The 13,394-nt window shown below is 41.3% G+C and carries 14 protein-coding genes and 1 pseudogene; 7 read left to right on the top strand and 8 right to left on the bottom strand.

The features are described from left to right. Positions 1–174: 174 nt before the first annotated feature. Together ABF638_RS23315 and ABF638_RS23310 are read right to left on the bottom strand one after the other, a co-directional pair. Positions 175–957, bottom strand: a complete 783-nt coding sequence (locus ABF638_RS23315) for an ABC transporter ATP-binding protein (RefSeq protein WP_435025331.1) — start codon at positions 955–957, stop codon at positions 175–177. Then, the gene (locus ABF638_RS23310) at positions 947–2,080 is read right to left on the bottom strand and encodes a branched-chain amino acid ABC transporter permease (protein ID WP_435025330.1); all 1,134 of its coding nucleotides are present in this window, start codon (positions 2,078–2,080) and stop codon (positions 947–949) included. The genes ABF638_RS23315 and ABF638_RS23310 overlap by 11 nt, the downstream gene beginning before the upstream one ends. A 231-nt stretch (positions 2,081–2,311) precedes the next feature. Between ABF638_RS23310 and ABF638_RS23305 the strand changes: the two genes are divergently transcribed. From ABF638_RS23305 to ABF638_RS23295, 3 genes are all read left to right on the top strand, one after another. Further along, positions 2,312–2,509 (top strand): hypothetical protein, encoded by a 198-nt coding sequence (locus tag ABF638_RS23305; protein ID WP_069073153.1) that lies wholly within the window; start codon positions 2,312–2,314, stop codon positions 2,507–2,509. Positions 2,510–2,560: 51 nt separating this feature from the next. Beyond that, positions 2,561–2,818, top strand: a complete 258-nt coding sequence (locus ABF638_RS23300; RefSeq protein WP_069073154.1) for a cytotoxic translational repressor of toxin-antitoxin stability system — start codon at positions 2,561–2,563, stop codon at positions 2,816–2,818. A 113-nt stretch (positions 2,819–2,931) separates the two neighbouring features. Next, complete coding sequence (locus tag ABF638_RS23295; RefSeq protein WP_435025329.1) at positions 2,932–4,518, top strand: glucose-6-phosphate isomerase; 1,587 nt, start codon at positions 2,932–2,934, stop codon at positions 4,516–4,518. A gap of 496 nt (positions 4,519–5,014) precedes the next feature. Here the strand turns inward: ABF638_RS23295 and ABF638_RS23290 are convergent, their stop codons facing one another. Next, entirely contained in the window at positions 5,015–5,677 is a 663-nt protein-coding gene (locus ABF638_RS23290; protein ID WP_435025328.1) for a Nif11-like leader peptide family natural product precursor, read from the bottom strand. A gap of 272 nt (positions 5,678–5,949) precedes the next feature. On the opposite strand from ABF638_RS23290, the gene ABF638_RS23285 reads away from it, so the two are divergent. Next, on the top strand, positions 5,950–6,267 hold the full coding sequence (locus ABF638_RS23285; protein WP_069073157.1) for a hypothetical protein: 318 nt from the start codon (positions 5,950–5,952) through the stop codon (positions 6,265–6,267). Beyond that, positions 6,264–6,359, top strand: a pseudogene (locus tag ABF638_RS23280) (aspartyl protease); the annotation flags it as partial. The gene ABF638_RS23285 and the pseudogene ABF638_RS23280, both read left to right, overlap by 4 nt. Before the next feature lie 6 nt (positions 6,360–6,365). On the opposite strand, the gene ABF638_RS23275 reads toward ABF638_RS23280, so the two are convergent. Genes ABF638_RS23275 through ABF638_RS23265 form a run of 3 tightly spaced genes read right to left on the bottom strand, consistent with a single transcriptional unit; the run spans position 6,366 to position 10,365 of the window. Then, positions 6,366–7,739, bottom strand: coding sequence for a DUF1802 family protein (locus tag ABF638_RS23275; protein ID WP_435025327.1), 1,374 nt, complete (start codon positions 7,737–7,739; stop codon positions 6,366–6,368). A 10-nt stretch (positions 7,740–7,749) separates the two neighbouring features. Beyond that, positions 7,750–9,666 (bottom strand): hypothetical protein, encoded by a 1,917-nt coding sequence (locus ABF638_RS23270; protein ID WP_435025326.1) that lies wholly within the window; start codon positions 9,664–9,666, stop codon positions 7,750–7,752. Between the two features lie 45 nt (positions 9,667–9,711). Continuing rightward, positions 9,712–10,365 carry a hypothetical protein gene (locus tag ABF638_RS23265; protein ID WP_435025325.1) on the bottom strand — a complete coding sequence of 218 codons (654 nt, stop codon included), beginning with the start codon at positions 10,363–10,365 and terminating at the stop codon, positions 9,712–9,714. A 339-nt stretch (positions 10,366–10,704) separates the two neighbouring features. On the opposite strand from ABF638_RS23265, the gene ABF638_RS23260 reads away from it, so the two are divergent. Next, complete coding sequence (locus ABF638_RS23260; RefSeq protein WP_069073164.1) at positions 10,705–11,196, top strand: hypothetical protein; 492 nt, start codon at positions 10,705–10,707, stop codon at positions 11,194–11,196. Between the two features lie 93 nt (positions 11,197–11,289). Then, the gene (locus ABF638_RS23255; protein WP_181931878.1) at positions 11,290–11,619 is read left to right on the top strand and encodes a translation initiation factor; all 330 of its coding nucleotides are present in this window, start codon (positions 11,290–11,292) and stop codon (positions 11,617–11,619) included. A gap of 451 nt (positions 11,620–12,070) precedes the next feature. Here the strand turns inward: ABF638_RS23255 and mdh are convergent, their stop codons facing one another. Continuing rightward, positions 12,071–13,024, bottom strand: a complete 954-nt coding sequence (mdh, locus tag ABF638_RS23250; RefSeq protein WP_435025324.1) for a malate dehydrogenase — start codon at positions 13,022–13,024, stop codon at positions 12,071–12,073. A gap of 86 nt (positions 13,025–13,110) precedes the next feature. Beyond that, positions 13,111–13,326: an NAD(P)H-quinone oxidoreductase subunit O gene (locus tag ABF638_RS23245; RefSeq protein WP_069073167.1), complete on the bottom strand. Its 216-nt coding sequence runs from the start codon at positions 13,324–13,326 to the stop codon at positions 13,111–13,113. Positions 13,327–13,394 lie beyond the last annotated feature (68 nt).

Genomic DNA, 13,394 nt, shown 5'->3' with positions numbered 1-13,394 from the left:
AATCGCCGTCTCTACAAAGGACTGATTCTTGTAAAGACGGCGATTTATCGCGTCTTTGCGATTAGCGGTGTGTCATCAAAAAACCTTATCCAAACCGTATTGCTAAATACCCAACTTCTCAAAGAAGTTGGGTATCTATGGTTTTAATTAGTAAATAAATTTTTAGCTCATAAACTATTTTCCCAAATAAGCTTCTAAAACTTTGGGGTTGCTTTGAATCTCTGCTGGTGTACCGTCAGCCAAATTCTGCCCTTCGGCAAGTACCCAAACGCGATCGCACAAGGACATAACAACATCCATATTGTGTTCGATAATCAAAAAGGTCATCCCATCTTGGCGATTCCAAGTGATAATGCGATCGCAAATATCATCAATCAGTCTCGGATTTACCCCAGCTGCGGGTTCATCCAACAAAATTAACTTGGGATTAGTCATCAGCGCCCGTCCCATTTCCAGCAGTTTCCGTTGTCCACCAGACAAACAACCAGCATAATCGTGTGCTTTTTTTGCCAAGCCCACTGATTCTAATAAAAACATTGCTCGCTCTTGCAGTTGCTTTTCTTCCTTAGCGACAATATGCGGTTGCAACTGCACTTGCCAAAAATTTTCACCCGTTTGTTTTTGCGCCGCCAGCAGCATATTTTCTAACACCGACAACCGCGAGAGAGTGCGTGCAACCTGAAAAGTACGGATTACTCCCTGCTGGGCGATTTGATATGGTTGCAAGTTTTGAATCGGTTCACCATCAAAAATTACTCGTCCCTTATCTGGGCGAATGAAGTTTGAGAGCAAGTTAAACAAAGTGGTTTTACCAGCACCATTGGGGCCAATCAAGCCCGTAATACTGCCTTTAGCAACTTCGATTCTCGCCTCATTAACTGCTTTGACACCACCAAAGCTTTTAGAAAGTCCAGTGGCTACCAAAAGGGGAAGTGGCGATGACTGGTTATTTACCAAGGGTGAGTTCCTCCTTTTTCCCTAAGATACCTTGAGGACGCCAAATCATCAGTACCATCAAAATTAGTCCGATTACCATGATCCGAAATGCGCCCAAACGTGCTTCATCAAGGGTAACGATTCTGGGTAAGACTTCCCGCGTTAGCGCATCGTAAGCAAAGAAAATTACCGCCCCTAAGATTGTGCCAACATTATTACCAGAACCGCCTAAAATCACCATAATCCAAGTGTCAAAGGTGATCTGTGGTTGAAAATTATCAGGGTAAATGGCGCTGAGTTGCCAAGCAAAGAAAGCACCAGCGATACCTGCGATCGCACCCCCTAACATGAGAGATTGTAATTTATACCAAAAGACATTTTTTCCCAGTGCTTTGGGAATTTCTTCATCTTCGCGGATGGCTTTGAGAATTCTACCCCAAGGCGATCGCACCAAAATTTCTAAGCGCCAGTATACAAATGCTAAAACCAACAGCAATACCAGCATTAAACCCGCTTTTGGGTTGTAATTATACAGTCCAATCACCCCGGAAACATAAATCGCTGCCGCCAAAGCTGCTAACACAATTCCCACAACCAAGCGGGATATAAATTCTTGTTTGCTAGTTGTCTTTTTACCTAAATCAGTAGTCCGAGATATTTGGGTGGTACGAATCCATCGCCATAACGTAAAAAAAGTTATGCCAGCTAGCAGCGTTAACAACCCAATCATCACTAATCTGACAAACAAACTCGGCTCTGTGGATAGGGGTATGGGATAACTTTGCACACCAAACGCCCCAGAAATCCAGGTGTCACCTACAGGTAATTCCTGGTTATTGACCACCAAACGAATTAATTCGCCCGTACCAATGGTGACGATTCCTAGATAATCTTCCCGTAAGCGGAGAGTTGCAAAACCAATTATCAAACCCAACAAGGCGGCGACAATTGCCCCAGCCACTGCCGATATCAGTAGGGGTACGCCCTTTAAGCTTAACAACACCGTTGTGTATGCTCCCAGGGTCATGAAAGCAATATGACCAAAGTTAATTAACCCCGTAAAACCCCACTGTAAATTGAGTCCTAGACCGAATAGAGCAAAAAGTGCTGTAGAAATGGCTAAGAAAATGAGATAGTCAACCATATTAAATTATTTATTTGGGCATGGGGCATTGGGCATGGGGCATGGGGCATTGGGCATTGGGAATTGGGCATAGTTATTTTCCTTGTCCTCCTTATCTTCCCCTGCTTCCCCTGCTCCCCCTGCCCCTCTTCCTCTTCACTGGGCGAATAAATTTTAGCGTAGCTTGAGCATAGCTAATTTTGTGGGAATACTATTTATTGTTGGTGTTTGCTGGTAGGGAATAGTTGACGTATGAATTTGCTGCGACTGAGAATGCATCACTTAATCGAGCAGTTAGCCGATGACGATTTGCAAGACATTTGGGATGTTCTCGAAGCTTTACATTGTGACTTTTATATGCTTAAAGCGATACAACAAGTTAAGCGATCGCAGCAACCGTGGGATATCTTAACCCATGAAGAAGCGGTAAGACTGTTGATGTTTTTCTGATTCAGCAGCACTCTTTTGGTGTCCCTCAAGTTTTGGTTAAGGTAACGCCTAGTGAGTCTGGAAATGCGCTATGCACGGTCTTTTTTACTAGACCTGAAAAATTTAGAACCTGCCGCCTACGAGCGGGTACATGATTTTGTGTTTATTGAGTTAGCCCAAAAGTGGCAACTGACTGATTTAAAAGAACTGCGACAGCTTGATGGTGAAGGCATTTTTCACCGCTTCACCCTAGACAATTACCTGATTGGTATAGAAATTAGGGGTGAAATTGTGAAATTTCTGCGTGTCATCCCTATGCCAGATGTTTAAAGTGAAGAGTCAAGCGAACACTTAAAACTGTAAACTGTATAAGGCTAGGCAGGGATCGCTATAACCTTACATTAAACTGGTTTTTGAGAAAACACTTTATTTGAGATTTCCCTATGGATGCTAGGGCACTTTGGCAACGATACCAAAACTGGTTATATTTCCACGAGGGATTGGGACTGTACTTAGATATAAGTCGAATGCGGTTCGATGATGCTTTCGTGGATTCGTTGCGGCCGAAGTTTGACAAGGCGTTTGCGGATATGGCTCAACTGGAGAAGGGTGCGATCGCAAATCCCGACGAGAACCGCATGGTTGGACACTACTGGCTGCGAAATCCTGATTTAGCGCCAACTCCAGAACTTACACAAGAAATAGTCCAAACCCTAGAACTAATCGAAGCCTTTGCGGAAAAAGTCCAAACAGGTGCTATTCATCCTCCCAGAGCAAGCCGCTTCACGGATATTATCTCCATTGGCATTGGTGGTTCCGCCCTCGGGCCCCAATTCGTCGCGGAAGCTCTCGCTCCTGATTTCCCGCCCCTGAAACTTCACTTTATCGATAACAACGATCCAGCAGGTATCGATCGCGTTATCAATCATCTCCGAAATACCCTCGCCAGCACTTTGGTATTGGTGATCTCCAAATCTGGGGGAACACCGGAACCTCGCAACGGCATGATTGAAGTTAAAAAAGCTTATGCCGGACACAATTTGGATTTTGCTCAATATGCGGTAGCAATTACCAGCGTTGATAGCAACCTCGATAAATTGGCTAAAGACGAAGGTTGGCTGGCCAGATTTCCCATGTATGACTGGGTAGGAGGACGCACTTCAGAAATGTCTGCTGTGGGGCTAGTACCAGCCGCATTGCAGGGCATTGATGTTCGCGCCATGCTAGATGGTGCAAAAGAAATGGATGACGCTACCCGCGTCCCAGATGTGAAAAATAACCCAGCAGCCTTGCTTGCTTTGTCTTGGTACTTTGCAGGTAATGGAAAAGGCGAAAAAGATATGGTTGTCCTACCTTACAAGGACAGCTTATTTTTATTCAGTCGCTATTTGCAACAGCTGGTGATGGAATCCTTGGGCAAGGAAAAAGACTTAGACGGCAAAGTTGTCCATCAAGGCATCGCCGTTTATGGCAACAAAGGCTCAACAGATCAACACGCTTACGTCCAGCAGTTGCGTGAGGGTGTAGCGAATTTCTTTGCTACCTTCGTTGAAGTGTTGGAAGATCGTCAGGGCCCATCCACTGAAATAGATCCGGGAGTGACATCAGGCGATTATCTTTCCGGTTTTCTCCAAGGAACCCGACAAGCGCTATATGAAAATCACCGCGATTCCATTACAGTCACCATTCCCCAAGTTAACCCCCGAACTGTAGGGGCATTAATTGCTTTGTATGAACGCGCTGTTGGTTTATACGCTAGCTTAGTTAACGTCAACGCCTACCATCAGCCAGGGGTAGAAGCTGGTAAAAAAGCTGCCGCCTCCATTCTCGATTTGCAAACACGAGTGGTAGCAGTCTTACAAAAAGAAAAAAATCCCATTTCTCTTGAGGAACTTGCCGAAAAGGCAGGCGCATCAGAGCAAGTTGAGGAAATTTACAAAATTTTGCGTCATATCCATGCCAATCAGCGAGGTGTGGTTTTGCAAGGTGATCTTCAGAAACCCGGCAATTTAACCGTTTCTGCTAGCTGATAGCTCTAGTCTAAATATCACATTTTCTCCAGAATTGTTGTATCAGCAACAATTTTTATTGTGAAGCATCCTAGATAGAAGTTTTATCTTCCGTCTAGGATGCTTCACTGTATAATTCGTAATTCGTAATTCGTAATTAATACCAATTCAATTAATGATTGCAACACATCCTTGGGTAAAGACGCGATGAATCGCGTCTCTACAAATGGCCTATTTGTCGCATTCTTTTTTCAAATTTGTATAAATTTTATAGCTCAATACAGTTCAGATAAGACTAAAACACTTGTAGAGACGGCGATTTATCGCCGTCTCGAAAACCCACGATTTTGCACTATTAGCCCTTAACTGAACCATATTGTTTTATAGCGGTAATTTAGACGCAGCCACGTCTAGAGGCTTAGACCACCGACTTCTTAAAAAGTCGAGGATCTTTTTACTCCTGACTCCTGAATTCTGAATTCTGCTGTATTTACATTAGCTACTGTGCGTACAATCATTATGAATTACTACTTACCAAGAGGCGTTGATTAAAATAGCTCTTGGGTAGGAAACAGCGATCGAGTAAAAAAGGATTGTTGGTATCTCCAGATAATAAATTATCTGGTTTATCCCGATGACAGAATGGTGGCACAATTCCCCAGTCTTCTGCTAGCCAAATCCAGTATCCTATTTCAATTCTGCCGTAGCTTGATACTGTGAGAATCTCTCCAACGCTGTTGTTAATAGATACTAATTCGGAAGATGATTTGATTTCAGTTAAAAGCCAAGCTAACTCTTCCACAGAAAAGTAATAGCCATTTTCGGCAGCGATGTTGACAAACTGCTGCGGATCTTTCGCTATGAGCAATTCTTCTTTGAGAGATGGCGTTTTTTGTGCAAAATCAAAAAGATCCCAAATCTGTCTTCTGGTAATTAGAAACCAAGCAAGTTCTTCTGCGGTCAAATTGTAACCATTTTCTGTTGCTAACTTGAGAAAAGGCTCAAGGCTATCGGTTTCTGCTAGTTGACTTTTCAATTGGAAAGTTTGCTCTACTAAAAACAAAAAATCAATAATCTTTTGCCATGTAACTTTGTCAAAATTTTTGTTAACTTTTATTTTTTCTTTCCAATAAATGTATTTATCTTCTTTAAGAAAGAAATTCCAAATTTGATAATACATGGGTCATTTAACCTAAGTTTTGAACTTGGTACAGGTTGGTTATTAATGAACACCAGTGTAGTAAGTATAATGTGTTTCTTCGACAGTACAAAAACTACTAGCTTATGTAAATGAAGTTACACAGTGGCTAAGTATGAATTTTCTGTAAAGTTTATCACTATAAATAAAATATACTGAGGGAAATAGTGATACCTGCGGTGGGTTGTGCGATCGCTCTTTATTGCTTCCCATAAAATAAAGTTAAGGCAGCATCAATAAGTAGGATTAATACTATGACTGAATCAACTGCAAAACAACCTGCACGTCGGGGTAGAATTTTTCCAGAACGGACTTTATCACCAGAAGAACTTGCTAGACGCAAAGCTGAAGATGAAGTATTTTATCGGCGTTGTCGGGTAATTTTTGAGCGTGTGCGTCCAGATTTGATTCAGGAACACTATGGCTGGTATATTGCAGTAGAGCCAGATAGTGGTGATTACTTAATTGATGTGGATAAAATGCAAGCTCATAAAAAATCCCTTGAAAAATACTCAAATAGTAGACATTGTGTATTCTGTTTAAATGAAACAGGCACAACTGGCACAATATGATTCAAGGGGACTTTGGAGATAATGGGCAACTATTTTTTGAAATTGAGTTAATTACATCTGATGGATTAGATTTGCCTGTAGATGATATTTTGCTACTTTTAGTTAATAGGTAAATCGCGGAGAAAGTAAAAGCGATCGCTCTTACAATCACTGCCTCTTATTCGTCCTAAATAGCCTGTTAACGGTGAGGAAAGTTCTATCAGAATTTCGTGCATTTCTGCTGTTTTTATTGGCTGTGGCGGATGTGAGCCGAAATACGCACCATGTAGAGCTTCAACACCAGCAGATTCTATACCTGAGTTTTGTAGATAATTTTTTACAAGCTGGATAATGTGCGATCGCAACCTTATAGATTGTTCAACTTTATCGATATAAATATTAATTTTATCTTCAGCTAAACCAAAGGGAGCTTGTTGCAAACACTCTTTTAGTTCTAACAAATTGATAGAATTTTTGTAGTGTGCTTGCAGTTCAACTAGTTTTTGTAGAGTTTCTGGGCTAATAACATTCATTTGATTTTCGGTAGCTGTTCTTGATGCGAAAAAATTTAGTTCTCCGGCGGCTACAATTAATTTAATAGAAGTGTCATACTGAAATTTACCAAGATGGTTCATACCTATTTTTAATAACTGTGCAGGTGTACCATCAGTAACTTTTTCAGTTTTAGTTGCTTTGCACTCTCCTACTATTGGATAAGGTTGTTCAGTGTAAAAATCCATCCCTCCTGCGCCACCCGTTGCATCTGGATTCAAACCTGAACCTGTAAAGCCTAATTTTAGTAATCCTTTACGAACTAATTTTTCAAATGTATGTCCGTCGCTAGAGTTCCCAACTTTAGCAATTTTCTGAATCCAAGATAAGTCTAAATCTAATGGATTTGTTGGTTTATCACTACTCCAACCCAAAAAGGCTTTGATGTCGTCGTCTAATTGTTTCGCTGCTGGTTGGCTAATGGTTAGGGATGCGATCGCACTCTGCAATTCTTCCAATTCAGGATGTAGCGGGGGTTCTAGCTTTTCTAATTGGTGTTTGCGTTGGGTGAAGGTGCGATCGTTTATTACGGGTTGGGCTTCAGAAACCGTTAGAGAATTAGGTAAACTAACAAATTTTCCTAGCTTTTCCTGAATATTGGGATTGACTGGTATTTCTTGTAACTGAGGTAAGTGATAGACGCGCAAGTAAGTCAGGAAAAGATACTGTTGTTTCTGTAGTATCTCCTTTAATACTTTTGGTGTCCATATTGTTAATTTAGACAAAATATCTAATGGCTTAGTCTCATCTAAAATTTGGCAAAGTTCACATTTAGCCCAAGCTTTAATTGAAACTGAAGAATCAGCAGGATAAAGTGCAAATCTCTGCCCAGGACGAATAAACATCTTGGGTAAAGCTACAATTGTTCGCCCCTGTATTAAAGCTTCAATATCAGGGACAGATAGACACAGCGCTGTTGGAATTGAAAACTGCTGATTCATTTCTAAGTAGTTATATATTTAGATCAATATTATCAGCATTAGCAATAGGCTGAGGAATACTAATAGGTAATCCATCATCACTTAAATTAGTAGGTTCTTGCCCAGAAGGATCGCTGAGAATTTCTCGAATCAAAGGATTATTGATTGCTAGTTTCTTTTGATCAATAAATTCAAAAATCTGTTCTTCTGTGAGTTCATAACTTTCACGGTTATAGTAAACGAATAATACCGCTAAGAGAGGTTTAATATCTTGGCTTTGCAAGCCTACCCACTCTCCACCTTTTTCATTTAACAGTATTTTCAAACGTTCTCTGGCTAATACTGCTTTTGAACTAATTTTCTTTGAACGCACCAAGCAACCGCGAGTTAGGTCAAATGTTTTGTAATCGATTAGTCGTCCCAAGGCAGCACCTATAACATTGTAGTCTTGCTGAACTACATCTACTCCAATCCTCACTTTTCTACAATTGCCGATAATTTTGAAATCCATAAAGCCATTATTTGCTGAACTAGGCTCTACTTCTTCTATTGATTCGATTGTGATTCCCTCTATAGTTTCACCTATTAAACTATTGAAACCTAGCCAAAGAGCATCAACAATTGTTGCTTCTTCTTCTATTAATGAATCAATAGAATATTGTACATTTTCCAACTCACTATTAAAGTATGGTTTAACTGGATGGATTGTTGTATATGTCCTTGTCGCGATAGTAGCTGTATTAATTTTTCCTAGTTTCATAGGATCATCAATAATATCCTCATTAGGCACAAAATTATCTGCACACCATTTTAAAACTGATCTAACAGTAGGTCTTTCTCTCCCAAGTTCTCGGAGTTTATTTTCATCAAATGGATAGAGTGAATGAGGAGGTGTTTGTTGATTTTCTTGATAAAACTCTTGTAACCACTGACGAACTATGGAAATGACATCATCAGGATTTAAAAAATTTAGCCGAATTGGTCTCCGCTCAACTTGATTGCTGACTAATCTATCCATAACAGCTTCAGCTTGTGGTAGCAGCTTAATTTGCTCCTCCCAAGTCTCACGGTACATTGTCAGCAGAAAAACACCCCTTTTCAAACTATTATACATATCCTTAACTAGATCAGCGATAACCTGGACTGTTGTAAAACCAGATTCTGTAATTTCCAAATTATCTAATTCATCAAAACAAATAACAGGTATTCTGTAATCGCTAGTTAAATCTATAATTTGGCGAACAGTATTTAATGCCTCCGCTTCTCTGTATTCATTTTTAGGATTTGGTAGTCCCATTGCATCAGCTTGAGCCTGTGTTAGTTCCAAGCCTGATAGCCAATAATTTGCGTAATTAGCATGGGCTGTAGAAAGTGTCCACAAAATTGCTTTTACTATGTACGGGTTAGTTATTTGAGGCTTGATTAGCAGAATAAGTTCTGTCAATTGCTCAAGGAATTTATTTGAGTATTTACTAAACCAATTTGGATATTGACTAATATACTGTTGTGGAGTGTATTCCCATGATTTGGCTTCGTTAATTAAAGCTGCTGCAATTTCTTGCCACTGCATCACTTTTTGACTACCAAAAGCTCTAAGACTAGAAGCAACACTTTGCAAAAATTGAGACTTAATTTGATTTAAGTTATCATATTTACTCATATAGATAAATAAGCTGCCATCTTCCACTAGTAGACGGTGACGAATCCGACTAATAATATGACTCTTCCCAGCACCTTTTTCAGATGCAATTGTGATACCAACAGTTTCACGTTGTCCTTGACGAATTTTTTCGATTGCTTCAAAAACGGCATCAGAAGCATGAGCATTAATTGAAGGTACATCAGGAAAGCTTTTGCCCCATATTTGTTGTGGTCTGACAACAATATGCCCTGCAAATGGATTTTGATTTCTAATCAGTTCGTCAATGGTAGATGTATTAGTAACCATAATTTTGGGTAGTTAATGTGTGAAGAGTCGGAACAAAGTTTAAGGTTATAAACGTATCGCGTAGCAGCGTAGTCCATTAAGTTGGGTACTAATAGAGTCTTCTATTTTGTCGCTTGCATTATCTTCTACAGTTCCACCTTGCAACTGTAAAATATCGTTAGCTTGCATTTCTATTAGCCAATCATTAAACTCTGTACGACTCACGCGATCGCCAATTCCTCTTCTAATGCGATAAATTGGCACTAGATTATTAAAGTTGTACTCATAGTTCAACTTGTCGTAGACTTCCAACGCCACAGATTTAAATTCGTCGTAAGATGCGATCGCACCTTTAACCCCATTAACTGGTACATCTGCACTAACTACAGCAACATCAATCTGACTAATCCACCGCAACAACGCATTCGCCGCCCAAGTACCGACAATCGTCCCTTCAAACTTAAACTTGCCACTCCTCAAACCCTCACCCAATACCTCTAAACCCTTGGGAGATGTCAGAGAATATCCCTTTTTGGAGATTGCGATCGCACCCTGATTCTGTAACTCTTCAAATGAACCCTGATAATCTGCGACCTTCTGACTTTTAGATACAATTCGCTTAGTGAGTTGACCCTTCTTAACTTCCTGCTGCGTTCCTCCCAAATCCCACAGAGCCAAAAGGAGACGAGTGCTAGTTTGGGCTGTATTTTTTGATGTCATATTGAGTGTATTTTTTGACAAAGATCATCATAGTAGCTGTATCTTTGTAAATTATTTATTCAGAAAAAATAACCGAGAAATTGCTGAATATTTCAGCGTTTCAGCCAAATAGATTCAGAAAAAATCAATAAGATATTTCCTTGGGATGAATGCTGTTTCTCTCAAAGGCGGGATGGAATACTTGAGAAAATCGATCATCATTACAAATGAAACGCTCTAGCTATGCAGTTGTAAATTAAGTGGTATATGTTTTTTCAATTCGAGGCGAAATAACAGGAATTCCAACTTTGTTTTTGCAACAGCAAAGCTTTTAGAAAATACAGGTGATGACAAAATCCGATGAACACAATATTTAAAGAACGTAAAATAGTTTCGCGTCTATTTGCAGTGCTGCTTTCGGCATTACTAATGGTACCCTTGCTGAGTAGCTGCGGAGGCGGTTCGCAAAAGGCTTCAGTTCCACCACCTGTTGATGACACCATTGGTAGAACAGTGAGCGATCGCACCACAAACCAACCCGAAGTTAAGAAAGGAATGGGTACAGGACAAAAAGTGGCAATATTGGCTGGAGCAGCCGCACTTTACTACATGTACAACCAACATAAAAATGCTCCCCAAGAAGGAGCAGAGGGTAAGTACTATCTTTCCAAGAACGGGCGTGTATACTACCGCGATGCTGAACATCGCGCTCACTGGGTAACTCCACCAGCAGAAGGAATTCGAGTACCCGAATCTGAGGCACAAAAGTATCAGCAATTCCAAGGCTATAACCGGAGTTCCACAGGTCGTGATCTCACTGGCATAACTGCGTCCGCAGCACCAGCACTCTAGATAGCGAAGCGTGTGTAAATCTAAAGCGGGTTTCCCGGAGGATAACGCCGATCGCGCACGTGGGAGACACGAAACTAAATCAGGAGAAGGATTATGGTAAATTACTTTTTGCGAAAGGCGAAAGATTTCCTCTTGGGGTCGAACAGCGATCAAGCTGAAAATACCGAATTCCGCGATCGCAATGTTCGTCCAGCCAGCGAAGATCCATACGGTGATCCCGCAGATCCGGCATCTTACGGCAAAGTTCGCCCAGCCAGTGAAGACCCTTATGGCGACCCCGCAGATCCAGCATCTTACGGCAAAGTTCGCCCAGCCAGTGAAGACCCTTACGGCGATCCCGCAGACACAGGGGAGTTTGGTGACGTTCGCCCAGCCAGCGAAGACCCTTATGGCGATCCCGCAGATCAGGATTCCCGCCGTTAACTTAACTCCAAACCTAACCCCCCAAACCCTTCCCTACTAGGAAATGGGGAAAATTCCAAGCCTCTCACCTAGAAAAAGAGAGGTTTTCCCAATTTGATTTGTAATACCAATTTGAAAAAAGAATGCGACAAATAAACCATTTGTAGAGACGCGATTCATCGCGTCTTTACCCAAGGATGTGTTGCAATCATTAATTTAACGTGAGTTCGACAAGTCTTATTTGACCTCTCCCCCAACCCCTCTCCGACACGGAGAGGGGAGCAAAAAGCTGAATTTTTCCTTGCTCCTCCCTTTCCGTTTCGGAGAGGGAGGCTGGGAGGGAGAGGTTCATCGAACTCACGTTAATTTAATTGGTAATAAGGCAGCAGGATGTGAACCTACTGCCTTTTGTTTTTACAGTTATTTCGACAAATTACGAATTACGAATTACGAATTACGAATTATTTATTTCCTACGATCGCTGAATATTTTGACGCACAGATTCAGCCGAAGTATACAAAGCCTCTCTTTCTTCATCACTGAGTGTCAATTCTAAAATACTCTCAATTCCACCACATCCCAACCGACAGGGAACACCAATCACAACATCTTCTAAACCGTATTCACCTTGCAGATATGTTGCTACGGGTAACAACCGCGACTGATTTAGCAAAATCGATTCTACCATCACACTAGTAGCCGATGCCGGAGCAAAAAAAGCGCCTCCCGTCTGCATCAATTCCACAATTTCTGCGCCACCGTTGCGAGTTCTTTCTACCAAGCGTTCAATTGTGGCTGCATCCAGCAATTCAGTGATGGGAATGCCATTAACGGTAGCGTAACGAGACAAGGGAACCATTAAATCGCCGTGGCTACCCAATACCATCGCTTTGACATCGGCGGGTAAAACGCCCAATTCTAGGGCAATGAAAGTTTCAAAACGGGCGGAATCTAACACACCAGCCATACCCATAATGCGATCGCGTGGTAAACCAGTTGCTTGCCAAGCTAAATAAGTCATCACATCCAACGGATTGGTGACGACAATAAAAATAGCATTGGGAGAATGAGCGATCGCATTTTTTGCCGCTTCCACCACAATCTTGGCATTGGTTTTCAGCAAATCATCCCGACTCATCCCTGGTTTGCGGGGAAGTCCGGCGGTAATTACCACGATTTGAGAACCAGCTGTATCAGCATAATTATTTGTGCCGATAATCTGGCGATTATGTATTTCAATTCCCCTGGCTTCCATCAAATCCAGCGCCAAACCTTGAGGCATTCCCGCAATAATATCTAGTAAAACTACATCTGCCAGGTTTTTCTCTGCAACGCGTTGGGCTAAAGTACTGCCAACCCTACCCGCACCCACGATGGTGACACGGGGTAAATTACAGACAATTGGGGAGTTAGGAGAAGAAGACATAAATTTAAGATGCGATTTTATCAACAAGAATCCAGGAGTCAGAATAAATGCTGAATGCTGAATTCTGACTCCTGAATTCTTTTTTATTATTTAAACTCTTCTAGTTGATCCACACGTAACCAAACGTTTGGTGTTGGCACTTTCCCGAACTTAATTAGGGCGTAATCACCTTTGACATCTACAATTTCGCCCTTGGTTTCAAACAAATAAGAAGGAAAGCGACTATCACTGGCTTTTGCTTCCAGACTGTTTTCCAGTTTCTCGCGGATAGCGCGAACCATATCTCCCTTTTTGACAGCCATAAGTTCCTCTCTCAAATTCGTAACTTCTTTTATCTGCATTTTAAGAGAGTTCTGAGCTAGAAGTAAAA

Origin of the sequence: Nostoc sp. CALU 1950 (genome assembly GCF_051172895.1) — a bacterium.
Lineage (GTDB): Bacteria > Cyanobacteriota > Cyanobacteriia > Cyanobacteriales > Nostocaceae > Nostoc > Nostoc edaphicum_A.
The sequence above is the reverse complement of the archived record's forward strand: the minus strand, read 5'-3'. Positions and strand labels throughout refer to the sequence as shown.